Origin of the sequence: Mycobacterium tilburgii (assembly GCF_902168065.1) — a bacterium.
In the GTDB taxonomy this organism is placed as follows: Bacteria; Actinomycetota; Actinomycetes; order Mycobacteriales; family Mycobacteriaceae; genus Mycobacterium; species Mycobacterium tilburgii.
On the sequence record NZ_LR655691.1, the window covers coordinates 22342 to 46077 of the forward strand.

At 66.3% G+C, this 23736-nt stretch carries 12 protein-coding genes and 15 pseudogenes; 18 read left to right on the forward strand and 9 right to left on the reverse strand.

Annotated elements, in window-relative coordinates; genetic code table 11:
• Positions 1-5: 5 nt before the first annotated feature.
• Positions 6-664 (forward strand): annotated as a pseudogene (locus FQ389_RS02425) (FAD binding domain-containing protein); the annotation flags it as partial.
• On the opposite strand, the pseudogene FQ389_RS02420 reads toward FQ389_RS02425, so the two are convergent.
• Positions 646-1969, reverse strand: a pseudogene (locus tag FQ389_RS02420) (ethanolamine ammonia-lyase subunit EutB); the annotation flags it as partial. The pseudogenes FQ389_RS02425 and FQ389_RS02420 overlap by 19 nt on opposite strands.
• A gap of 157 nt (positions 1970-2126) precedes the next feature.
• On the opposite strand from FQ389_RS02420, the gene FQ389_RS02415 reads away from it, so the two are divergent.
• The 3 genes and pseudogenes from FQ389_RS02415 to FQ389_RS18715 all read left to right on the forward strand — a co-directional run bounded on the left by FQ389_RS02415 (position 2127) and on the right by FQ389_RS18715 (position 4412).
• Entirely contained in the window at positions 2127-3257 is a 1131-nt protein-coding gene (locus tag FQ389_RS02415; RefSeq protein WP_144205928.1) for a glycoside hydrolase family 76 protein, read from the forward strand.
• Positions 3254-3947, forward strand: a pseudogene (locus FQ389_RS18710) (CoA transferase subunit A); the annotation flags it as partial. The gene FQ389_RS02415 and the pseudogene FQ389_RS18710, both read left to right, overlap by 4 nt.
• A 39-nt stretch (positions 3948-3986) precedes the next feature.
• A complete protein-coding gene (locus FQ389_RS18715; RefSeq protein WP_313901942.1) occupies positions 3987-4412 on the forward strand; it encodes a CoA-transferase in 426 nt (141 codons plus the stop codon).
• Here the strand turns inward: FQ389_RS18715 and FQ389_RS02405 are convergent.
• Positions 4333-4950 (reverse strand): DedA family protein, encoded by a 618-nt coding sequence (locus tag FQ389_RS02405; protein WP_144205929.1) that lies wholly within the window; start codon positions 4948-4950, stop codon positions 4333-4335. The genes FQ389_RS18715 and FQ389_RS02405 overlap by 80 nt on opposite strands.
• A 121-nt stretch (positions 4951-5071) precedes the next feature.
• Here FQ389_RS02405 and fbaA point away from each other — a divergent pair.
• Positions 5072-6098 (forward strand): annotated as a pseudogene (gene fbaA, locus FQ389_RS02400) (class II fructose-bisphosphate aldolase).
• Here fbaA and FQ389_RS02395 read toward each other — a convergent pair.
• Positions 6095-6913 carry an Rv0361 family membrane protein gene (locus tag FQ389_RS02395; RefSeq protein WP_144205930.1) on the reverse strand — a complete coding sequence of 273 codons (819 nt, stop codon included), beginning with the start codon at positions 6911-6913 and terminating at the stop codon, positions 6095-6097. The pseudogene fbaA and the gene FQ389_RS02395 sit on opposite strands and share 4 nt — an antisense overlap.
• A gap of 45 nt (positions 6914-6958) precedes the next feature.
• Between FQ389_RS02395 and FQ389_RS02390 the strand changes: the two genes are divergently transcribed.
• Positions 6959-7372, forward strand: coding sequence for a DUF3151 domain-containing protein (locus tag FQ389_RS02390; RefSeq protein ID WP_144205931.1), 414 nt, complete (start codon positions 6959-6961; stop codon positions 7370-7372).
• 16 nt (positions 7373-7388) lie between these two features.
• Here FQ389_RS02390 and FQ389_RS02385 read toward each other — a convergent pair.
• From FQ389_RS02385 to FQ389_RS02375, 3 genes and pseudogenes are all read right to left on the reverse strand, one after another.
• Positions 7389-8285: pseudogene (locus tag FQ389_RS02385) on the reverse strand (cation diffusion facilitator family transporter).
• A gap of 32 nt (positions 8286-8317) precedes the next feature.
• Positions 8318-9100: a site-2 protease family protein gene (locus FQ389_RS02380; RefSeq protein WP_144205932.1), complete on the reverse strand. Its 783-nt coding sequence runs from the start codon at positions 9098-9100 to the stop codon at positions 8318-8320.
• A gap of 9 nt (positions 9101-9109) precedes the next feature.
• On the reverse strand, positions 9110-9769 hold the full coding sequence (locus tag FQ389_RS02375; RefSeq protein WP_144205933.1) for a peptidase M50: 660 nt from the start codon (positions 9767-9769) through the stop codon (positions 9110-9112).
• Between the two features lie 83 nt (positions 9770-9852).
• Between FQ389_RS02375 and FQ389_RS02370 the strand changes: the two genes are divergently transcribed.
• The 5 genes and pseudogenes from FQ389_RS02370 (at position 9853) to FQ389_RS02350 (ending at position 14588) form a co-directional block, all read left to right on the forward strand.
• Positions 9853-11151, forward strand: coding sequence for an adenylosuccinate synthase (locus FQ389_RS02370; RefSeq protein WP_144205934.1), 1299 nt, complete (start codon positions 9853-9855; stop codon positions 11149-11151).
• Positions 11148-11787 (forward strand): annotated as a pseudogene (locus FQ389_RS02365) (PaaI family thioesterase). Before FQ389_RS02370 ends, FQ389_RS02365 begins: the two are co-directional and overlap by 4 nt.
• 25 nt (positions 11788-11812) lie before the next feature.
• Positions 11813-12939 (forward strand): annotated as a pseudogene (locus FQ389_RS02360) (ATP-grasp domain-containing protein).
• A 10-nt stretch (positions 12940-12949) separates the two neighbouring features.
• Entirely contained in the window at positions 12950-13360 is a 411-nt protein-coding gene (locus FQ389_RS02355; RefSeq protein WP_144205935.1) for a rhodanese-like domain-containing protein, read from the forward strand.
• Positions 13361-13367: 7 nt separating this feature from the next.
• The gene (locus FQ389_RS02350; RefSeq protein ID WP_144205936.1) at positions 13368-14588 is read left to right on the forward strand and encodes an O-succinylhomoserine sulfhydrylase; all 1221 of its coding nucleotides are present in this window, start codon (positions 13368-13370) and stop codon (positions 14586-14588) included.
• A gap of 41 nt (positions 14589-14629) precedes the next feature.
• On the opposite strand, the pseudogene FQ389_RS02345 reads toward FQ389_RS02350, so the two are convergent.
• Positions 14630-15244: pseudogene (locus FQ389_RS02345) on the reverse strand (NAD(P)/FAD-dependent oxidoreductase); the annotation flags it as partial.
• A gap of 168 nt (positions 15245-15412) precedes the next feature.
• Between FQ389_RS02345 and FQ389_RS23030 the strand changes: the two are divergent.
• The 3 pseudogenes from FQ389_RS23030 to FQ389_RS02335 form a co-directional block, all read left to right on the forward strand.
• Positions 15413-15572, forward strand: a pseudogene (locus FQ389_RS23030) (CDGP domain-containing protein); the annotation flags it as partial.
• Between the two features lie 218 nt (positions 15573-15790).
• Positions 15791-16659: pseudogene (locus tag FQ389_RS18720) on the forward strand (MsnO8 family LLM class oxidoreductase); the annotation flags it as partial.
• Positions 16638-17368 (forward strand): annotated as a pseudogene (locus FQ389_RS02335) (LLM class flavin-dependent oxidoreductase). The pseudogenes FQ389_RS18720 and FQ389_RS02335, both read left to right, overlap by 22 nt.
• Here FQ389_RS02335 and FQ389_RS02330 read toward each other — a convergent pair.
• Positions 17343-17678 (reverse strand): annotated as a pseudogene (locus tag FQ389_RS02330) (YnfA family protein). The pseudogenes FQ389_RS02335 and FQ389_RS02330 overlap by 26 nt on opposite strands.
• A complete protein-coding gene (locus FQ389_RS02325) occupies positions 17675-18439 on the reverse strand; it encodes an MBL fold metallo-hydrolase (RefSeq protein WP_144205937.1) in 765 nt (254 codons plus the stop codon). The pseudogene FQ389_RS02330 and the gene FQ389_RS02325 overlap by 4 nt, the downstream one beginning before the upstream one ends.
• Before the next feature lie 122 nt (positions 18440-18561).
• Between FQ389_RS02325 and fgd the strand changes: the two genes are divergently transcribed.
• The 4 genes and pseudogenes from fgd to FQ389_RS02305 all read left to right on the forward strand — a co-directional run bounded on the left by fgd (position 18562) and on the right by FQ389_RS02305 (position 23688).
• Positions 18562-19572, forward strand: a complete 1011-nt coding sequence (gene fgd / locus FQ389_RS02320; RefSeq protein WP_144205938.1) for a glucose-6-phosphate dehydrogenase (coenzyme-F420) — start codon at positions 18562-18564, stop codon at positions 19570-19572.
• Positions 19565-21535 (forward strand): annotated as a pseudogene (pta, locus tag FQ389_RS02315) (phosphate acetyltransferase). Before fgd ends, pta begins: the two are co-directional and overlap by 8 nt.
• Positions 21528-22688, forward strand: a pseudogene (locus FQ389_RS02310) (acetate kinase). The pseudogenes pta and FQ389_RS02310 overlap by 8 nt, the downstream one beginning before the upstream one ends.
• 141 nt (positions 22689-22829) lie before the next feature.
• Positions 22830-23688, forward strand: a pseudogene (locus FQ389_RS02305) (hypothetical protein).
• The last annotated feature ends 48 nt before the right edge of the window (positions 23689-23736 follow it).

The window sequence follows — 23736 nt, forward strand, 5'->3', positions numbered from 1 at the left end:
GTCACATGCAAGTATCCGGTCCCTTCGAATACGAGCGCACCACCAGTGTTGACCACGCCATCGGCCTACTCGATCGGCTGGGCGACGGCGCGCGAGTGGTCGCCGCCGGGCACAGCCTGCTATCCTGAATAATTCACTGTGCCAAACCGATCCGGACCGAAGACCTCTCGACGGTCTGCGAGGCGCTGGACGCGGTATGCCTGGCCCGCGGCCCGTCGAGGGAACGCGAGATACCGATCGACGACTTCATCCTCAGCCCGTACGAAACGGCGCTGGCCTTCAACGAGATGCTGGTAGTGTTCCGTATTCCGTTGTGGCACAAGATATCCAGCGCCTACGCGAAGGTGGAACGACGAGTGGATGACTGGGCCGTGGCGGCGGCCGGCGCCTCGCTGACCCTCGACGGCGCCGCGATCGCCGCGGCGCGGTTGGGCCTGACCGCGGTCAACGTGGACCGCGAGGCGCTGGCCAAAGTCGCCGCGTCGCTGGCCGGTCAGCCGGCCACCGACGAGGTCTTCGCGGACGCGCCGCGCAGGCCTGCGACCCGGTCACCGATGTCCGCGGCACCGCCGAGTACAAGCGGCATCTGGCGTCCGAATTGACCGTCCGCACCTTGCGCACAGCCGCCGAACGAGTACGGGCAGCCATGCCCAGGCCGGCCAGCCAGGCTTCGAATTCAGGTGCGGGCCGCAGCCCCAACACCTTTCGCGCATACAGCACGTCGTGGAAGGACAGGCTCTGGTACCCGAGCATGATGTCGTCGGCGCCCGGAACGGCGATGACGAACGCGGTGCCCGCTGCGCCCAGCAGGGTCAGCAGCGTGTCCATGTCGTCCTGGTCGGCCTCGGTGTGGTTGGTGTAGCAGACGTCGACGCCCATCGGCAGGCCGAGCATCTTCCCGCAGAAGTTGTCTTCGAGCCCGGCGCGGATGATCTGCTTGCCGTCGTAGAGGTATTCCGGGCCGATGAAGCCGACCACGGTGTCGATCAGCAGCGGCTGCAGCGCCCGGGCCACCGCGTAGGCCCGCGCCTCCAGCGTCTGCTGGTCGACCGGCTGGTTTCCCACGCCCAGATGCGCCTCCGCCGACAGCGCCGCGCCCTGGCCCGTCTCCAGGTACATGACGTTGTCGCCGACGGTGCCGCGGCGCAACGACCGGGCGGCCTCGTTGGCCTCCTGCAGCATCGCGATGGACGTGCCGAACCCGGCGTTGGCGCTCTCGGTGCCCGCGATCGACTGAAACACTAGGTCGACGGGTGCACCGCGGTCGATCAGGTCCATCGTGGTGGTGACATGGCACAGCACGCAGGACTGGGTGGGGATCGCGAACCGCTGCCGAATGTCGTCGAGCAGGCGCAGCAGCTCCCCGGCCGCGGCCGGGGAGTCGGTCGCGGGGTTGATGCCTATCACCGCGTCGCCGCAGCCCATCAGCAGCCCGTCGAGCATCGCCGCGGCGATCCCGCGCGGGGTCGTCGGTGGGATGGTTGGGCTGCAGTTGGGTGGCCAGCGTGCCCGGCAGTCCGATCGTGGTGCGGAACGCGGCGGTCGACCTCGCCGCCGCGGCCACCAGAATCAGGTCTTGGTTGCGCATGATCTTGGACGCCGCGGCAACCATTTCCGGCGTCAGCCCGGGCGAGACGGCGGCAATGCGTGCGGCGCCGTCGTCGCGCGACGCGGTGTCCAGCAGCCAGTCGCGAAAACCGCTTACGGTCAGATGCGCGATCGGGCCGAAGGCCGCGCGGTCGTGGCTGTCGATGATCAGCCGGGTGAACTCGTCGGTTTCGTACGGCACGACGACGTCGTCCAGAAACGTCGTCAGCGGTATGTCAGCCAGCACCCAGGCGGCCGCGGCGCGCTCGGCGTCGCATCCGGCGAGCTGATCACCGGAGCGCAGCGGCGTGGCCTTGGCCAGCACGTCGACCAGCCCGGTAAACGAATGCGTGGTGCCCGCAATGGTTTGCCGGTAGCGCATATTTCAGTATGAGGCGGCACAACTGACTTGGCCATCTGCGGTGTTGAGGTGTGCGTCCAGCGCGACGACACGCGGGCGTGGGCCGCCCTGGACGCACAGCTGAGTCCGCAACTGCACACTCGGCGCTCGAACAACGATGAGGCTAGGGTCGGCACGTATGGATCAGCTATGGGCCAACCGGGCCGCCAGCGCCGAAGCCGCTGTCGCGCACCGGCACCTGAAACGGTTGTGGGGGTTACCCGGAACGCAGCTGGGTGTGGTGGTCTGGCCGCCGACCCGGCGCGACCGGCTGTTCGGTACCTGGCATTACTGGTGGCAGGCGCATCTGCTGGACTGCCTGGTCGACGCGCAATCGCGTGATCCGCAGCCGAAGCGGCGGGTCAGCATCAACCGTCAGGTCCGTTCACACCGGCTGCGCAACAACTTTCGCTGGACCAACAGCTACTACGACGACATGGCGTGGCTGGCCATCGCGCTGGAACGGGCCGCGCGGCTCGCCGGCGTCGAGCGCAGCCGCGCACTGCCCAAACTTGCCGCCCAGTTCGTCAAGGCCTGGGTGCCCGAGGATGGAGGCGGCATCCCGTGGCGCAAGCAGGATCAGTTCTTCAACGCCCCGGCCAATGGACCGGCCGGAATCTTTCTGGCGCGCTACGGCGACCACGTGCGGCTCGCGCAGCAGATAGCTGACTGGATCGACGAGACCCTGATCGACCCGCAGACCCACCTGGTGTTCGACGGGATCAAGGCCGGCTCGCTGGTCCGCGCCCAGTACACCTACTGCCAGGGCGTGGTGCTCGGCCTGGAAACCGAACTCGCGGCCCGCACCCATGACGACCGGCACGCCCCGCGGGTGCACCGTCTGGTCGCCGCCGTCAGCGAGCACATGGCGTCGTCCGGCGTGCTGAAGGGCTCCGGCGGCGGTGACGGCGGGCTGTTCGCCGGGATCACCGCCCGCTACCTGGCGCTGGTAGCGACCGCGCTGCCGGGTGCTTCCGCCGACGACGTGCTGGCCCGCGACACCGCCCGCACGATCGTGCTGTCCTTGGCGAAGTCCTCCTGGGAGTACCGGCAAACCGTGGACGGGCTGCCGCTGTTCGGAGCGATCTGGGATCGCGACGCCGAACTGCCGACGGCCGGTGGCGCCCAGGCACAATTCGTCGGGGGCGCGGTGCACGCGTCGGAGATCCCGGAGCAGGATATGTCGGTCCAACTGTCGGGGTGGATGCTGATGGAAGCCGCATGCAAGGTTACTACCGAATCGTCGTCTCAGGACAGTAGCATGCCGTGAGTAAAGTCCACCCCGACGCCCAGTCGGCTCTAGGAGACCTGCTGAAGGACGGAATCACCATTGCCGCAGGCGGTTTCGGGCTCTGCGGCATACCCGAGAACCTGATTCAGGCGCTGGTGGACAGCGGCGTCAGGGACCTCACGATCGTCGGAAACAACGCCGGCGTCGACGATTTCGGCATGGGTTTGTTGCTGAAGGGGCGGCAGGTCAAGGAAGTTATTGCCTCCTACGTATGGAGAAAACAAGGAATTCGAGCGCCAGGTGCTCGCCGGCGAATTGGATCTGGTGTTCACCCCGCAGAGCACGCTGGCCGAGAAGTTGCGCGCCGGTGGCGCAGGGATTCCGGGCTTCTACACCCGCACCGCGTTCGGCACTCAACTCGCCGAAGGCAAGGACATGCGGGTTTTCGACGGCACCGAATACGTGCTGGAGGAAGGAATCCAGGCCGACGTCTCGATCGTCAAGGCCTGGAAGGGCGACACGGCGGGCAACCTGATCTATCGGAAAACGGCCCGCAACTTCAACCCCATGATCGCCACCTGCGGCAAGGTGACCGTCGCCGAAGTGGAAGAACTGGTTGAGGTCGGCGAGCTGGATCCGGACCAGATCCACACCCTCGGCATCTACGTGGACCGCATCATCGAGGGCCCCGGCTGCGAGAAGCGCATCGAATTCCGCACCATCAGCGCCGGCGCCGAGGCCAAGAAGGACAGCCCGATCCGCGAGCTGATGGCCAGACGCGCGGCGAAGGAGCTGCGCGACGGCTACTACGTAAACCTGGGCATTGGCATTCCGACGCTGGTCGCCAACTACATCCCCGACGACATCAACGTCACGCTGCAATCGGAGAACGGCTTGCTCGGGATCGGGGCCTATCCGACCGAGGATGAGGTCGACCCCGACCTCGTCAACGCCGGCAAGCAGACCATCACCACGCTGAAGGGCTCGAACTTCTTCAGCAGCGCCGAGTCGTTCGCGATGATCCGCGGCGGCCACATCGACCTGTCCATCCTCGGCGGCCTCGAGGCGGCCGAGAACGGCGACCTGGCCAACTGGATGGTTCCCGGGCCGGGGCCTAGGGCCGTCGTGCCAGGTAGCTCCGGGTCGCGGCGATCAGCGCGGGCAGCAGCGACACGAACAGAATGCTCAGGATGATCTTTTCCAGGTTCTGGTGCACGAACGGAATGTTGCCCAGGAAGTACCCGGCCACCGTCACGCCGCCACCCCACAACACCCCGCCGACGATGTCGAAGCCGAGGAACAGCGGGTAGCGCATGTAGGACACCCCGGCGACCACCGGCGTGAACGTTCGCACGAACGGCATGAAGCGGGCCAGGATGATCGCCATAGGTCCGTATTTTTCGAAGAAGGCGTGTGAGTCGGTCACGTAATGCTGCTTGAAGAAGCGGGAGTCTTCCTTCTTGAACAGCGCCGGACCTATCCGGCGGCCAATGAAGTACCCGGTCTGGTCGCCCGCCACCGCGACCACGGCCACCGCGGGCGCCAGCACCCAGATGTTGAGCTTCCCGTGCGCGGCCAGCAGGCCACCGGTGAACAGTAAAGATTCGCCGGGTAGCAGGGGGAACAGCAGACCGGTCTCGACGAAGACGATGACCAGGATGGTCGGCAGCACCGCGGAGGCGAACAAGCCCTGCGGCCCAATCCAAAACATCGGGTCGACGATGTCGGGCATCAAAACCACTCAGCCGTCGCGGCGATGTTCATGGGGTCCAAACATACCGGCACATGGAGGGCTGCCCCGCGCGCACGGCGGGTTGCGATACTAAGCCGACTCAGTCTTCAGGAGGAATGTCATGCCCATCGCCACCCCCGAGGTCTACGCCGAGATGCTGGCACGCGCCAGGGAGAACGTCTACGCGTTCCCTGCGATCCACTCTGCACCTTGTCGGAGACCGTGAACGCCGCCATCAAGGGCTTCGCCGACGTCGGCAGCGACGGCATCATCCAGTTCTCCACCGGCGGTGCGGAGGTCGCCTCGGGTCTCGGCGTCAAGGACATGGTCACCGGCGCCGTCGTGCTGGCCAAGTTCACCAGCACCATCGCGGCCAAGTACCCGATCAACGTCGCCCTGCACACCGACCACTGCCCGAAGGACAAACTGGCCTGCTACGTGCACCCGCTGGTGGACATCTCGGCGCAGCGCGTCGCGGCCGGTAAGGACCCGCTGTTCCAGTCACACATGTGGGACGGCTCGGCGGTTGCCGCTCGACGAGAACCTCATCATCGCCAAAGAGCTGTTCAAGGCGGCGGCCGCGGCCAAGATCATCCTGGAGATCGAGATCGGCGGGGAGGAGAACGGCGTCGACAACGAGATCGACGACAAGCTTCTACACCACTCCGGAGGGCTTCGAGCAGACGATCGAGGCCCTCGGCACCGGTGAGCATGGCAAAGTACCTGTTGGCCGAGACGTTTGGCAACGTCCACGGCGTCTACAAGCCCGGCAACGTCAAGCTGCGGCCCTACATCCTGGCGCAGGGTCAGAAGGTGGCGGCCAAGCTCGGTCTGCCCGACGACGCCAAGCCGTTCGACTTCGTCTTCCACGGCGGGTCGGGCTCGCTGAAGTCGGAGATCGAGGAGGCGTAGCGCTACGGCGTGGTGAAGATGAACGTCGACACCGACACCCAGTACGCGTTCTCCCGTCCGATCTCCACGCACATGTTCACCAATTACGACGGCGTGCTCAAGGTCGACGGCGAGGTGGGCAGCAAAAAGCTCTACGACCCGCGTAGCTACCTCAAGAAGGCCGAAGCCGGGTGACCGAGCGGGTGATCGGCGTGTGCAACGACCTGCACTGCGTCGGAAAGTCGATCGGCATCTAGCCGCTGGGGGCTTGGCAGATCTTCCACTGATCGTCGCGGTACTGCAGGTCGAGGCTGCGCGTCGACCGCAGTTGCGGGTCGTAGGCCATGAACGTGGTAACGTTGGCCTCGGCGTGCTGGCCGTTGATGACGATCTGGTCGACGCTGGCGATCACCGGGTATTGCTTGGCCGCCGAAACCCGTTGGTACGTCTCGGCCCATGAGCGTTCGTCGTAATCGACGTAACCGTCACGGGTGGTGCCGCAGGTGATGCTGCGCAGCTGGGTGAGGTCTCCGCGCTGTACCGCGCTGTCGAAGTTGTGGATGGCCTGACGTACCAGGTCTTTTTGCGAGACGTGGGTGTGCCTTCCGCGGGTGAGCAGCACGGTACCCAAGATCGCGATGGCCGTCAGCGCCAACACGATCACGGTGATCGCCAGCACCCAACCCCAGTTGAAATTCTGCGACGCAGGACGTGGCTTGTTTCCGTCGTGTCCCGGAATAGATTGCGGAACAGCCGGTTTCGGTTGAGGTGGAGGTTGTCCCGGCGGTCCGGGTTGTCCGGGGGCGGTGTTGAACACCTCGGTCGCCGGCTCGGCAGTGGTCGCGATGATCGCGGTTTCCTTCGCGTCGAAGCCCGGTGCGGTGAAGCGGCGTTCGCCCTGCTGCTGGTCCGGGTCGGTCTCGGGATCGGATTTGTCGATCACCACGGTCTCGGTCTCCGGGTGGGTCGGAACGAGCGGGTAGGCCTCGGTGGCGTTATCTTCGGCCTGTTCCGCGCCCGGGTCTTCACCTGGCGGGGTGCTTCCGCGGTTGGGCTCCGGTGGGTTAGGCATGAGTTGGAGCTTAGCGACCCGCGGCGGGACGGCAGAATGGAACTTATGACACCAATGGGTGATCTTCTGGGACCAGATCCGATCCTGCTGCCCGCCGACAGCGAAGCGGAAGCCGAGTTGCTGGCTAACGAGAATCCGGGCATCGTCGCCGCGGCGCATCCGGCGGCGTCGGTGGCCTGGGCGGCCCTCGCCGAGGAGGCGCTGGCCGAGGACCGGGCCATCACCGCGTACGCGTACGCCCGGACCGGTTACCACCGGGGCCTGGACAAGCTGCGCCGCAACGGCTGGAAGGGCTTCGGGCCGGTGCCCTATTCGCACGAACCCAACTGCGGCTTCCTGCGGTGCGTGGCGGCGTTGGCCCGGGCCGCCGACGCGATCGGCGAGGCCGACGAGTACGGCCGCTGCCTGGACCTGCTCGACGATTGCGACCCGGCGGCCCGTAAGGAGCTGGGGCTCTAGAGCTCCCCAGAACGCCTCAGAAGTCCTCGGCGCAGTAAATGTTGCCGTTCTCGACCTGGACGGTGGCGTGCTCGAGGCCGCGTTCGTGCAGCACGGCACGCGCGGCGCTGAGCACCTGCGCGGAATCGTGCGGGCGGCGCTGGTCAGGTGCACGGTGCACATGTCCCTGCCCGGCGACAACGTCCACACCTGCAGATCGTGCACTTCGGTGACACCGTCGACCGCGCGCAGTTCCTCGACGTCGATGTGGGCCGGCGACGTCTCGGACACCGCATCGCCGCGCGCGCCAGCGAGAACGCGTGTGGCAGCACCCACATCGCGACCAGCAAGGCCACCACCACGTCGGCGTAGGACCAGTGCGTCGTGACGGTTACGACGCCGGCGATCAGCACGCCGAGGCTGCCGACGGTGTTGGTGACAACCTCCATGTAGGCACCCTTGACCGCGAGGCTGCCCCCGGAGTGGTGACCGCTGCAGCATCGCCACCACGAGGTTGGCGCCAACCCCGGCCAACGCCACCACGGTCATCGGGACACCGTGCACTACTTCCCCTGTACCGAGCCGGTCGATCGCCTCGACGAGGATGAACACCGCCACGCCGACCAGCAACGCGGTATTGGCTATCGAGGTGAAGACTTCGGCGCGATGCCAGCCGTAGGTGCGATTCGGCGATGTACTGCTGCGCCTGGCCAGGATCACCGCGAGCCAGCCTCATGAACACCGCGACCACGTCGGTGAGCATGTGACCCGCATCGGCCAGCAGCGCAAGGGAATTGATCAGCAGAGAGGTGGTCAGCTCCACCACGAAGAAGACTGCCAGGATCCCGGCGGCCATGGATCTGCGCGGAATCATTCGAGAAGCGGAGGCCCCATCCGAGGCCTCCGCAGGGGGGTGGCTGTGTCCGGCGCCCATGCCGCCAATATATGCAGGAAAGCGCATATATTTCAGGGTCGGATCCAGCGGCTCCAGAAGCGGGTCAGCGAATTCCCGGCGCTGGCGAGCAGGTGCGGTATCCCGGACAGGTCGAAGAACCAGGCCACGATCCCGAACAACCATTGGTTGATCACCGGCGCCAGCAGCAGGAACAACATGATGAACACGCCATACTGTTTGGCCGGCGCGACCGCGCGCTGCGTGTCCGGACTCAGGTGCGGTTCCAGCGCGTCGTAGCCGTCCAGCCCCGGGACGGGCAGCAGGTTCAGCATCACCGCCATGATTTGCAGGAAGCCGAGAAACGCCGCCCCGGCCCACAGCACCCAGTGGTCCGGGTCGAAGAACAGCCGCGTCAGCGTCAGCAACAGCACCGCCAGCACCAGGTTCGCCGCCGGGCCGGCCAGACTGACCAGCGTGCGGCGCGTCGGCGTCCTGAACCAGCTGCGCACATAGACCGCGGCGCCGGGCAGACCGATCCCGCCCAGCGCGATGAAAACCATCGGCAGCAGCAACGACAGGCCGGGGTGCGCGTACCGCCGCGGATCCAGCGTCAGGTAGCCGCGCACCGCCTCGTCATGATCCCCGAACCGCCAGGCCATCATCGCGTGGCCGAATTCGTGCAGGCACAGCGACACCAGCCAGCCGGCGATCACGAAGATGAACACTCCGGCGTAGGCCATCGGACGCACTGTCGTTCCGGCCAGCCACGCCAACACGCCGCCGGCCGCCGTCAGCGCGATCAGGGTGAAGAAGATCGGGCTGGGTCGCACCGAAGCACGCCCGTGTGAGTCCACCGGTCGAAACTACCGGACTAGCAGCCAGCCTTCGACGTGGCGGTAGAACGTCGACCGGCGCGCGGGACGGGGCGCGGCGACCCCGTCGCGGATCACCACGACACCGGTGCTGCCCAGCTGGACGGCGCGCCCGGTGATCCATCGCCGCCAGGGTGGGCGCAGCGCGGCCCGCAGGCCCGGCATGGACAGTGTCGGTTCGACGTCGGCGCCGGTGACGTCGCCGTCGAACAGCTGGGTGTCGTCGACGACGGCCTCACCCCTCAGGCGTTGCACGTCGGCCGGTGGCCGCCAGCCGGCCCGGCCCACGATCACGGAACCGGTCTCGTCGCGCACCAGCGTGACCCGCTGCGCCGCACCGCGCCGCGCTCGGCGCGCCGCGCGACGGCCCGCCGGCACGCGGTAGATCCGGGTGGCCCGGGTGCGCCGTGGTGGCACGTAGGCGACCTCGACGTCGAGGCGTTCGGCGCGCATCAGCCGGCTCAGCACGGCGGCCAGCTCGGCGTCGGCGCCGACCACCGCCAACCGCCGATACGGCCCGATCGCCGCGCCGATCGCCGCGGCGGCGGCGCGGTCGACTTGGTGGATCGGCAGCCCGCGCAGCGGCGCGGGGAGTCGTCGCCCGCCGAAGCGCAACACCGCCACGCTCGACGTGTCGGCGGCGATATTCATGAGCTCCTCACGACCCTACTGAGATATGGTTGTTTCCCGGCTGGACCACAATAAGCAGGCGAGACCAGGCGGGAGCGTGCCACATGCCGGCAATCGTCCTCATCGGCGCCCAATGGGGCGACGAGGGCAAAGGTAAAGCCACTGACCTGCTTGGTGGCCGCGTGCAGTGGGTGGTGCGCTATCAGGGTGGCAACAACGCCGGGCACACGGTCGTCTTGCCGACCGGCGAGAATTTCGCCCTTCATCTGATCCCGTCGGGGGTCCTGACTCCCTGTGTGACCAACGTCATCGGCAACGGCGTGGTGATTGATCCCGGCGTCCTGCTCGACGAGCTCAAGGGGCTGCAGGATCGCGGTGTCGACACCTCCAGGCTGCTGATCTCCGCCGACGCCCACCTGTTGTTGCCTTACCACGTGGCCATCGACAAGGTGACCGAGCGCTACATGGGCAACAAGAAGATCGGCACCACTGGTCGCGGCATCGGGCCGTGCTACCAGGACAAGATCGCCCGCCAGGGCATCCGGGTGGCCGACGTGCTCGACCCGGAGCTACTGGCCCACAAGGTCGAGGGCGCCCTGGAGCTCAAGAACCAGATTCTGGTCAAGGTCTACAACCGCAAGGCGCTCGATCCGCAGCAGGTGATCGAGGCGCTACTGGAACAGGCCGAGGGGTTCAAGCACCGCATTGCCGACACCAGGCTGCTGCTCAACACCGCGCTCGAGGCCGGCGAAACCGTGCTGCTGGAAGGCTCGCAGGGCACGCTGCTCGACGTCGACCACGGCACGTATCCCTATGTGACGTCGTCGAATCCGACGGCGGGCGGCGCGGCCGTCGGGTCCGGCATCGGTCCCACCCGCATCACCACCGTGCTCGGGATACTCAAGGCCTACACCACCCGCGTCGGCTCGGGCCCGTTCCCGACCGAATTGTTCGATGAGAACGGCGCATATCTGTCCAAGACCGGCGGCGAATTCGGCGTAACGACCGGTCGGCGCCGCCGCTGCGGCTGGTTCGACGCCGTCGTCGCCCGCTACGCCACCCGGGTCAACGGCATCACTGACTACTTCCTGACCAAGCTCGACGTGCTGTCCAGCCTGGAGACGGTGCCGGTATGCGTGGGGTATCGCGTCTACGGCACCCAGACCAACGAGATGCCGATGACCCAAAGTGACCTGTCGCGGGCCGAACCGATCTACGAAGAGCTGCCCGGCTGGTGGGAAGACATCTCCGACGCCCGCGAGTTCGACGACCTGCCCGCTAAGGCGCGTGACTACGTGTTGCGTTTGGAAGAGCTTGCCGGAGCGCATGTTTCGTGCATCGGGGTGGGGCCGGGCCGCGACCAGACCATCGTGCGCCGCGACGTGCTGGCGGCCCGCCGGTGACCGACCCCGACCCCAAAGAGCTCGACCCCGACTACGAACACCACGGCGGTTGCCCGGAATACGGTCCGGCTACCCCCCGCCCAGGCTTCGGCCGGTTCGTGGCGACCATGCGCTGGCTGCAGGACCTTGCCGTGTCCGCCGGCCGAGCGACGACGTCTGGGACGAGGCGGCCGATCGTGCCGCCGCCCTGGTGGAGCTGTTGAGCCCGTTTCAGGCCGACACGAGGGTCAGGCCCCGGCGGGGCGGACGCCCGATCTGCCGGGCATGGGCAGCATGCTGTTGCCGGCCGTGTACGTTGACCCGCTACCAGCCCGACGGCTTCGAAATGACCCGCCAGTTCACCCGGTCCACGTTGGCGGCAACTACACGGTGCACGGGGGTGTGCTGCCGCTGCTGTTTGATCACATGTTCGGGATGATCTCGCACGCCGCCAACCGGCCGATCAGCCGCACGGCCTTCCTGCACGTCGACTACCGCAAGATCACCCCGATCAACGTTCCGTTGCGGGTGAGCGACGGGTCACCAGCACCGAGGGAGGAAGGCCTTCGTCGCCGCGGAGTTGGTTGATGCGGACGGCGCACTGTTGGCGGAGGCCAACAGTTTTTGATGGTGCGTTTGCTGCCTGGCCAGCCCTGACGCGCGCGGCACATATCCTTGGCTGGTGACTGACGGCGTTACCGAAGGACCGCCCGCGCCCGCCAGCGGGCCCCGCGTGCTGTTGCTGGGTTCCGACGAAGCTCAGCGGGGACCTCGCGATCGCCCTGCGCCGCCTCGGTGCGCAGGTGGACGAGCATCGCGACGTCGTGACCGACGCGGTGGCGGGGGTGATCGACCGGCTGCGCCCGTATGTCGTGGTGACCGCCACCTCGGCGGTGTCGGGTCGGACCCTCGACGTCCTCGCCGCCCGCGCCGACGAGGGCACCCTCGAGCTGGTGCCCAATGCCCGGACGGTGCGGCTGACGAGCGACCGCGAGGCATTGCGCCGGGCTGGCCACCGATCGATTGGGCCTGCCGACCGCGCTGTTCTGGTTCGTCGGGTCGGTCGACGAATTGCGGGCGGTCGCCGCGCACGGCGGCTACCCCATGCTGGTCGAGTCGGTGAGCGGCCCAGCCGGGCGATCCATGGTGGCCGGCCCGACGAGGTCGAGGCGGTCTGGCATCGCGCCATCGGGCAGAGCGAGACGCTGCGCGTGCTCGCCGAGACCGTGGTCGAGGTCGAGGTTTGCTTCACACTGCTCGCAATCCGCACCGAGGGGCCCGGCGGGCCGGTGATCGAGTTCTGTTCGCCCATCGGGCATCGCCGCGCCGAGCAGGACGTGCTGGAGTCCTGGCAACCGCAGCCAATGAGCCCGGCCGCCCTCGACGCGGCCAAGTCGATCGCGGCGCGCATCGTCAAGGCGCTGGGTGGCCGCGGTGTCGTCGCCGTCGAACTGATGATCCACGGCGACGAGGTGTACTTCGCCGCTGTCGGGGCGGTGCTGCCGCAGAGCGCCTGGGTAACTCTGCGCAGTCAACGGATTTCGGCGATCGAACAGCAGGCGCGGGCGATTCTAGGGCTGCCGGTGGACGCGCTGATGATCTCACCGGCGGCCGCCCGCTCGACCCGTCCGGCGACCACCGCCGCGACGCTGACCGCGGCGGTGGCCATCCCGGAGACCGACCTGCGGGTGTTCTGGTCGCGGGCCGGACCCGCGGCGGGGCGTGGCGCTGGCCACCGCACCGGAAGTGGCGGCCGCCCGGGACCGCGCTCGCGATGCGGCCGCAGCGGTGTCCGAGGACCGCCACTAGACTCACGCTGATGAGCTACGCAGGAGACATCACACCGCGCGAGGCCTGGAGGTTGCTCAGCGACAACCCGCAGGCGGTGCTGGTGGACGTGCGCACCGAGGCTGAATGGCGGTTCGTCGGAGTGCCCGATCTGTCCAGTCTCGGCCGCGACCCGGTCTTCATCGAGTGGACCACGGCGGCCGGTCAGCCCAACCAGAACTTCTTGGCCGAACTGAAGGAGCGGGTTGGGTCCGAGGCGGGCCCGGTAGTGTTCCTGTGTCGTTCCGGCAACCGCTCGATCGGCGCGGCCGAGGTCGCGACCGAGGCGGGTATCACGCCGTCCTACAACGTGCTGGACGGTTTCGAGGGGCACCTTGACGAGCAGGGGCATCGTGGTGAAACCGGTTGGCGTGCAGTCGGATTGCCATGGAAGCAGGGATGAAACAACAATGACCGACAAGCCTTCGGTGCGCATTTCGAAGGTCCTTCCCGACGGTGTAGGCCAAGCCACGATCGGCGTGCGCGGGGGACTATTGCGGTCGGCATTTGACGAGACCGCCGAGGGGATGTTCTTAAGTTCCGGCTATGTCTATCCGTCCGCGGCGGAGGCCGAGCAGTCGTTCTCGGGGGATATCGACCGCTACGTGTACTCGCGCTACGGCAATCCCACCGTGTCGATGTTCGAGGAACGGCTGCGGCTGATCGAGGGCGCGCCGGCGGCGTTCGCGACGGCCAGCGGCATGGCCGCGGTGTTCACCTCGCTGGGCGCGCTGCTGGGTGCCGGCGATCGGTTGGTGGCCGCGCGCAGCCTGTTCGGGTCATGTTTCGTGGTTTGCAACGAGATTTTGCCGCGCTGGGGCGTGAAGACGGTCTTCGTCGATGGCGACGATCTCACCCAGTGGGAGCAGGCGTTGTCGGTGCCCACCCAGGCGGTGTTCTTCGAGACGCCGTCCAATCCGATGCAGTCGTTGGTGGACATCGCCGCGGTGACCGAAATGGCGCACGCCGCGGGAGCAAAGGTGTTGTTGGACAACGTCTTTGCCACTCCACTACTGCAGCAGAGCTTTCCGCTGGGGGTGGATGTCGTGGTGTATTCCGCCACCAAGCACATCGACGGTCAGGGCCGGGTGCTGGGCGGCGCCATCCTCGGCGACCAGGAGTACATCGACGGTCCGGTGAAAAAGCTGATGCGCCACACCGGCCCCTCGATGAGTGCGTTCAACGCCTGGGTGCTGCTGAAAGGCCTTGAGACACTGGCGGTTCGGGTGGAGTACAGCAACGCCTCGGCACATCGGATTGCGGAGTTCCTCGAGGAGAATCCGGCGGTGCGGTGGGTGCGCTACCCGTATCTGTCGTCCCACCCGCAACACGTCCTGGCGAAACGCCAGATGTCCGGTGGCGGAACGGTTCTCACTTTCGAGCTGGACGCGGACGCCGCCGTCGTCAAGGACCGGGTCTTCCAGGTGCTGGACAAGCTGCGGATAATCGACATATCCAACAACTTGGGCGACGTGAAATCGCTTGTCACACACCCGGCTACGACGACGCACCGGGCGATGGGGCCGGAGGGTCGCGCCGCGATCGGGCTCGGTGACGGCGTGGTCCGCATCTCGGTCGGTCTGGAGAACACCGACGATCTGATCGCCGACATCGACCAGGCCCTGAGCTAACTGGCGGCCTGCTTTTCGGCTTGTTCGGCCTGGGTGAGTGCTTACATCCAGTTCCGGGTCACCACCCTGGCGTAGATCATCTGAGTGATGATGGCCATCTGGCTTCGGCCATCGCCCAGGAAGGTGGTGAACCAGGCGACGACGGCGGTGAACCGGTTCTTGAGGCCGACCAGGTAAAGCAGGTGCAACCCCAGCCAGGCCAGCCAGGCGATGAAGCCGCCGAATTCCAGCTTGCCGACCTGCGCGACGGCGCTGAACCGGGAGATGGTGGCCATGCTGCCCTTGTCGAAGTAGCTGAACGGCTTGTGGGTGGCCGGGTTGTCTGTGCCCTTGACCATGGCTTTGATTCGGTAGGTGGCATAGTGTGCGCCCTGGGCCATCCCGGGCACGTTGGGCACCGACATCAGGTCACCGACGACGAAGATGTTCGGGTGTCCCTTGATGGTCAGGTCGGGCTCGACCACCACCCGTCCGGCCCGGTCGATCTCGGTGCAGTCGGACTGGTCGGCGAGGATCTTGCCCAGCGCGCTGGCTTGCACGCCGGCCGCTCACACCTTGCAGGCGCATTCGATGCGGCGCTTGGTGCCGTCCTTCTCCTTGATCGTGATGCCCATGTAGTATACGTCGTCGACTATCGCGTTGAGCTGGACTTCGACCCCCCCCCCTTCTCTCCAGCCTCTTTCAGGTCTGCAGATCCTTCTGGCTTTCTCCGTAGCGCATACCCACCCTAATAACGTCGCCTCGCGCGGTGTCGCGCGTTCACGGAGTCGGCGCGGGCCATCGCCACCCGCAAACTCACAATCAACGGTAGTGTTCCGATAGCCATGAAACAATTCGTCGTTGCAGGACTGGCGGGCGGCCTCACGGTCGGCGCGCTACTCGCCTTAGCACCGCCGGCCAACGCGGGTTGCCAGTTCGGCCGGAGTCGCGTTCAGCAAGTGCGACGGACCAGTTCAGCCCTACGGAACCTGGCAGCGGTGTGTCGTGTTCCCGCCCGCTCGCAGTCACTGATATTGGCTGCGGCAGTGATGAATTGAGCCGTGTCCTGCCCATCGGATTCTTGGGCGTCGGGTCGTTGAGACTCTTGAGTTGCTGGGACAGCTGCGGCGCCGCACCCGACTCGCCGATGACCGGTCCAGCGTTGGTGGTGGTCATCGGCGGCAGCGTGGCGTTTGCGCCCTGTCCGGCCAGCCTAATGCACCGAGGCCTGGGGCTTTCGGCGTTACTGGGTCGCCGAGCAGCACTTCGTGGCCGTCGCCAGCGCCGCGCCGGCGGTGCTGATCGGATAGATCGCGGCCGCTACCAACACGATTCGAGTTGGCGCCGCGGCTGTGCAACTGGGCTACACCACCACCATCGCGGTGGTCGAGAGTTTCGGCATGCCCGAAGCTTTCTACCCGGGGCGCATCGATCTGGGGGTCGGACGGTCCGGGCAGCGACGCGCCGAACAGCACAAGCCGAAGAAGCCGACACAACGACGGCATACTGGCCCTGCTCGACGGCACGTACCGCGCGGGAAAATTCGACGTGCACGCGGTGCATGGAGAAGGAAGTAGCTTGCGGCCTCGGGTCTTTGGCAGCACCGGGGTCAAAGTGCGCGGGTGGTCGGGGTGCGGGGGCTGTCGTTCGTCGCGAGCTACCACATCACGCCCGCCACCGCTCTGGAAGCGTCGAGGCCTACCGCGAGACGTTTGTGCCGTCGGCGGCGCTAGCGCGACTCTACGTGGTGGTGTCGGCGGACATCGTCGTCGCCGACGACAGCGACACCGCCCAACGGCTGGCCGCCGGGTACGGCTACTGGGTCTACTCGATACGAACCGGTGTCGGCGCCATGTCCTACCCCGAACCCGGAAACTGTCCGCCACTGACCGAAGAGCAGCTGGTCCTGGTAAAGGATTGGACAGCAACGCAATTAGTGGGAACCTCGGGTGAGGTTGCCGAGTGGTTGCGGGCGTTGCAGCGGGTCACCGGCGCCGACGAACTGGTCATCACCTCGGTGACCCATCGCCACAAGGACCGGTTGCGCTCGCACGAGCTGATCGCGCGGGAGTGGGCAGCCAGATCGAATTAGATTCGTTCGTCCACCTCGCCCGCACCGCCGAACGGGGAATTTTCGACCTCTTCTTCCTCGCCGATGGCCTGCGGCTGCGCGAGCACCGCGGACGCATCTACGACCTCGACGTGGTGGGACAGCCGGACACGTTCACCGTGCTGTCGGCGCTGGCCGGTGTCACCGATCGGATCGTCCTGACCGAAACGATCAACACCACCTTCAACGAACCATTCAAGGTGGCAAGACAATTCGCCACGTCATCATCAGGTCAGCGGTGCCACCGCAATCGCCATGCTCGAACAGGTGTGGGGGCGTGAACTCTATTGATTTCGACCCGGACGGTCCGCTGCCCGAGTTCGATCCGGTCGTAGACAGCGACATCACCCAGGGCCGGGTACGCCACGTCGACCCCGTCGCGGTCGCGACCCATTGGCGGCAGCGCGTCGAGGCAGAAACCCTCTCGATCCGAGAGCTGATCATCACCGTCACCAGCCGGGAGCAGTTCGTCGGCACCGCCGCCCGAATCGCCGACGAGATCGACGAATACATCCAGGCCGACGCCTGCGACGGGTTCATCCTGGTGCCGTATTTGACGCCGCACGGTTTCGACGAGTTCGTCGACCGGGTGGTACCGCTACTACAGGAACGCGGCGCCTATCACACTGAGTGCGTCGGCGAAAATCTGCGAGATCATTTTGGGCTCAGCGAGTTCGCGGCGCGTACATGATCACCGCCACGCCGATCAGGCATATCAAACGCGCCGGCGACATCCCAGCGGTCGGGCCGAAACCGGTCAAAAGCCATGCCCCACAACAGTGAGCCCGCCACGAAGACGCCCCCGTACGTTGCCAGGACCCGACCGAAATGGGAGTCAGGCTGCAAGGTGGCGACGAAGCCGTAGGCGCCGAGGGCGACGACGCCCCAGCCCGCCCACACCCAGCCGCGGTGTCGCGGATGCCCTGTCACACCAGCCAGGCGCCGCCGATCTCGAGCAGCGCCGCCAGGGCGAACAGTGCGACCGACTTGGCGGCCGTCACCGAACACTCGCTTGTTTCGACGCCTTCGCCAGCGCCGCGTCGGTGGCTTCGCGGATCGGGCCGCGCCACAACGGACCGTGCCCGGGCGCCAGGAGCTCGGTCTCCAACAGCGCCAGCGCGGAAAGAGTGCGGATACAGTCCTCCTGGCTGTAACTGAAGATCGCCGGCAGCAGCTGCGGCCCGTCATGACGGATCAACGGGTGCCCGGTGATCAGCGCGTCGCCGCTGACCAACACATTGTCGACCAGGTACGAGTAATGACCGTGGGTGTGGCCGGGGCTGAACACCGGCCGCGGGTGTCCAGGCAGCGCCGCGGCGCTCTCGGGTGTCAGCGGCTTGGTGGTCGGGATGCCGTCGCGTAACAGGCCGCCGCTGCGCACCACGTGAGCGGTCCACACCGCCCAGCGCGGTCGCCAGAGCCGCAGCGCGAGATCGACGGGCGACACCTGCTCGAGGTATTCGCGCTTGGCGTGGCCGACTTCATCGGCGTGGCAGTAGACCGGTGTGCCGTGCTCCGTGGCAAACCAGATGGCCGAGCCCAGGTGGTCGATGTGGGCATGGGTGAGGAGGATGGCGCGCACGTCGCCAGGGCCGTGGCCGAGCCGGCGCAGCGAAGACAGCACCGCTTCGCGGTCGCCGGGATAGCCCGCGTCGATCAGCAGCACGCCGGTGTAATCGGTGACCAGTGTCCAGTTGACCGCCTCACCCTCGACGAGGTGAACGCTGTCGGTGACTTGGACAAGAGCTCGCGCCGTTCCCATGCGGGCGAGTCTAAAGCGATCGCAGGTTCGGCAAAGCCGCGCGCGGCGCTTCGAGATCCGGACGTCGCGGGTCGCGACTGACAACGTATGGAGTACAAAGAATATTGGAGTACAAAGAACGAGTGGCCGAACTGAAGCTTGGATATAAGGCGTCCGCTGAACAATTTGCTCCGCGTGAGCTCGTCGAACTTACTGTGGCCGCCGAAGAACACGGCATGGACAGCGCTACGGTCAGCGATCATTTTCAACCCTGGCGGCACGAGGGCGGGCACGCCCCGCTCTCGCTGGCGTGGATGACCGCCGTCGGCGAGCGCACCAAACGACTCCAGCTGGGGACGTCGGTGCTCACCCCGACGTTCCGCTACAACCCCGCCGTCATCGCGCAGGCGTTCGCGACGATGGGCTGCCTCTACCCGGACCGCATCTTCCTCGGTGTCGGGACCGGGGAATCGCTCAATGAGATCGCCACCGGGTACGAGGGCGAATGGCCGGAGTTCAAGGAGCGCTACGCCCGGCTCCGCGAGTCGGTGCGGCTGATGCGTGAGCTGTGGCTGGGCGATCGGGTCGACTTCGAGGGCGAATATTACCACACCAAGGGCGCTTCCATCTATGACGTGCCCGAGGGCGGCATCCCCATCTACATCGCGGCGGGTGGTCCGCAGGTCGCCAAGTACGCCGGCCGCGCCGGTGACGGCTCCATCTGCACCTCCGGCAAGGGGGAGGAGCTGTATAAAGACAAGCTCATTCCCGCGATGCGGGAGGGCGCCGAAGCGGCGGGCAAAAATCCTGATGACATCGACCGGATGATCGAGATCAAGATCTCCTACGACACCGATCCCGAGCGGGCGCTGGAAAACTGCCGGTTCTGGGCACCGCTGTCCCTGACGGCCGAACAGAAGACCAGCATCCACGACCCGCTCGAGATGGAGAAAGCCGCCGACGAGCTGCCGATCGAACAGGTCGCCAAGCGGTGGATCGTCTCCTCGGACCCCGACGAGGCCGTCGAAAAGGTCGGGCAATACGTGGAATGGGGCCTCAACCATTTGGTGTTCCACGCACCAGGACACGATCAGCGCCGGTTCCTCACCCTCTTCGAGAAGGACCTGGCGCCCAGGTTGCGACGACTTGCCTGACACCGCGCCAGCCGCTTCGGCGATCTACATCGCGGCGCCCGAGCCGGAGACCGGCAAATCGACGATCGCGTTGGGATTGCTGAATCGGTTGACCGCAACGGTCGCCAAAGTTGGTGGGTTCCAGCCGATTAAGCGGGTTTCCGGTGTCGGTGGGTCGCCGGAGCAGCGCCACTACATCTTGGAGCTGCTGCTGACGCGTACCACCGCGGACCTGTCCTACGAGCAGTGCGTGGGCGCCACCTACCAGGACATCCATGCCGAGATCGACGCCGCGCTCGCCAACATCGTCGATGCGTATCACGCCATGGCGCAGGCCTGTGATGCGGTGGTGATCGTCGGCAGCGACTACACCGATGTCACCACGCCCGCCGAGCTTTCGGTCAATGCCGCGCATCGCGGTTAATCTCGGTGCCCCCGTGCTGCTGGCGGTGCGCGCGAAAGGGCGTTCGGCCGAGCAGACCGCGACGGTCGTCGGGGTGTCTCTGGCCGAACTGGCCACCCAGCGCGCGCACACTGCGGCAATGGTGGCCAGTCGGTGCGAGCCAGCCGAGATGAGCGTGGCCGCCGAAGCGCTCGGCAGATTAGAGCCCACCCAGCTATGTGATGCCGGACGATCCGGTGCTCGCGGCGCCGACCGTGGAGGAGCTGCGGCAGGCCGTACGCGGGACGCTGGTCAGCGGGGACACCGAGTTGGTCGAGCGTGAGGCGATGGGCGTGCTGGTGGCCGGTATGACGGCCGACCACGTGCTGGAGCGGTTGCGCGACGGCATGACGGTGATCACCCTGGGCGACCGCTCCGACGTCGTGCTAGCCGCCGCGAGTTCCCATGCGGCCGAAGGGTTTCCATCGCTGGCGTGCATCGTGTTCAACGGTGGCTTCCAGCTGCACCCGTCGATCGCGGCGCTGGTCGCCGGGCTTAGGCTGCGCCTGCCAATCATCGGGAACGACCCGGGGACCTACGACACGGCCAACGCGGCGTTCCTGGCGGGGGCGGGTCACCGCTGGCTCGCAACGCAAGATCTACACCGCGCTGGAGTTGATGGAGCATCACTTCGACATCACCGAGCTCGTTGCCCAGCTTGCCATTCCTATCCCGACGGTGACGACTCCGCAGATGTTAACTTATCGGTTGACCCAGATGGCGCGGGCGGACTGCCGGCACATCATGCTGCCCGAAGGCGACGACGACCGAATCCTCAAGGCCGCCGGTCGGGTGCTCAAACGCCGCATCGTCGACCTGACCATTTTGGGCGATGAGGGCCGAATCCGTTTACGCTCAGCAGAACTCGGTGTCGCATGCACGATGCGACGATCCTCGATCCGTACGACGAGGACTTGTGCAACCAGTTCGCCTGCAGATACGCGGAGCTGCGTAAAGCCAAAGATATCACCTTAGAGCATGCCCACGAGTTCATGCATGACGTCTCGTATTTTGGCACCATGCTGTTCTACAACGGCACGGTGTCCGGTGCCGCCCACACCACCGCCCATACGGTGCGCCCGGCGTTCGAGATCATCCGGACCGTCCTGGACGTCTCGACCGTGTCGAGCATCTTCCTGATGTTCCTGCCCGATCGGGTGCTCGTCTACGGTGACTGCGCGATCGTCTCGGACCCCGCACCCGAACAGCTCGCCGATATCGCGATCAGCTCGGCGCGCACCGCCGCGTGGTTCGGCATCGAGCCGAGGGTGGCGCTGCTGTCCTATTCCACCGGCGATTCGGGAAGTGGGGCGCTGCTCGCCGGTGGCCGGTCACGCGACGGTGCTGATTTTTCCCAACCTCAATACCGGCAACAACACCTACAAGGCGGTGCAGCGCAGTGCTGGGGCCATCGCGATCGGACCGGTGCTACAGGGTCTGCGTAAGCCGGTGAACGATCTGTCCCGCGGTGCGCTGATTGAAGACATCGTCAACACCATTGCGATCACCGCTATCCAGGCGCAGGGCGTCGGCCATGACTGATCGCGCCAACCGCCCTGTGCTGGTGATCAATTCGGGGCCATCGTCGCTGAAGTATCAGCTGGTCGATCCGGAATCCGGCGTTGCGTAGGCCGGTAGCGGCATCCAGCAGATCGGCGAACCGTCATCGCGGGTGGCTTCCCACGAGGAGGCGTTGCGTCTGGCGTTCGAGCAGATGCGCGAATCCGGGGTTGACCTGCGCTCGGGCGGACTGCTGGCGAGTCGGACACCGGGTTGTGCACGACGGCAAGGAGTTCTATCGTCCGACGCTCATCGACGATGCGCGGATCGTCGATCTCGAGAAGTTGTCGCAACTCGCCCCGCTGCACAATCCCCCGGCGATCGAGGGCATCAAGGTGGCACGCCAACTGCTGCCGGACGTCGTTCACATCGCCGTGTTCGACATGGCGTTCTTCCATGACCTGCCGCCCGCGGCCGCGACCTATGCGTTGGACCGGGACGTGGCCGAGCGATATCAGATCCGCCGTTACGGGTTTCACGGCACGTCGCATGAGTATGTGAGCCAGCAGGCGGCCGCGTTCCTGCACCAACCGTTGGACGAGCTGAACCAGATCGTCCTGCACCTGGGCAACGGCGCGTCGGCGTCGGCGATCGCCGCCGGCCGGCCGGTGGACACCTCGATGGGCCTGACCCCGCTGGAGGGGCTGATGATGGGCACCCGCAGCGGCGACGTGGACCCGGGTGTCATCAGTTACCTGCGGCGCACCGCGCACATGGATGTCGACGCGGTCGAGTCGATGCTCAACAATCGCTCCGGTGTCTGTGGCTGGTCGATGAGCGTGATTTCCGCAAGCTGCACGCGATGATCGAATCCGGTGACAGCGCAGCACGATTGGCCTACGACGTGTTCATCCACCGGCCGCGCAAGTACATCGGGGCTTATCTGGCAGTGCTGGGCAGCACCGATGTCATCACCTTCACCGGGGGCATCGGCGAAAACGATGCAGCGGTGCGCCGCGACGCGATGGCCGGGCTGGATCGGCTGGGTATCGTCCTCGACGAGGGCCGCAACCTCTCGGCCGCCAACCGCGCGTCGCGGATCTCTGCCGACGATTCGCCGATCGCCGTGCTGATGATCCCGACGAACGAAGAACTCGCCATTGCCCGTGACTGCGCGAACCTCCTGGCCGGCTGACCCCGCTTGAGTGTGCACTTGCGGCGTTGAATGTTTTGTCCAGGGCGGGGCGCATCGGCGTGTCGCCGCCGCACACGCACACGCAACGCCCCTGTGCATAACTGAATTCACGGTCGGGACCGCTGTGCCAGGGTTCCCGTCATGTGGGATCTGAGTCAGCCGTTCATCGGCAGCGAGGCATCGGCGTCCGGCGTCCTGAACTGGCCTCAATTTGCGCACGCGCTACCGCGCGGTGTTCTCCAACGTCTATCTGTCCCGGCACGTCGAGGCGTCGCTTCAGTCGCGCACGGTCGCGGCCTGGCTGTGGTCGAGGCGTCGCGGCATCGTCGCGGGGTCCGCCGCTGCGGCATGGCACGACGCAGGTGGATCCCCGACGGCGTCCCGATCGAACTGCTCCATGCCAGCACACGCGCTCCCCACGGTATCCTCTCGAGACGGGATACGCTGCTGGACAACGAATTCAGGTCGTCGGTGGGCTGCACGTCACCACGCCGGAGCGGACGGCCTTCAACATCGTCCGTCGCGGGGCGATTCGATTGCGATGGTCCGGTTGAATACGCTTGCGCAGGCAACGGGTGTCAAGGTAGACGACGCGCTTCGCGTCGCGAGCGATCACCTGCGCTCACCGGGGCTGCGCCGCCTCGAGTCGCTAGAGCTGGTTGATGCGGGCGCTCAGTCGCCGCGCGAGAACTATCTGCGGTTGCTGCTGATCGACGCGGGTCTGCCGCGGCCGCGGACTCAGATCCCGGTCGTCGGGGTGGACGGCATGCTGGTGGCCTACCTCGATTTGGGCTGGGAGGACTGCATGGTAGGGGTGGAATACGACGGCGAGCAGCATCAAACGGATCGACGGCAATATCTCAAGGACATCCGCCGGCTGGAAACCGTCGAGCAGCTGGGCTGGACGGTCGTTCGGGTGGTGGCTGAGAACCGGCCCGCCGCGATCGTGAGGCGGGTTCGTGCTGCTCTCGCCGCCTCGAGTGTGCAGCAACGGTTTTGAGTGTGCACTGGCGGCGGGGTGTGCGGGCGTGTCGCCGCCGCGAGAGCA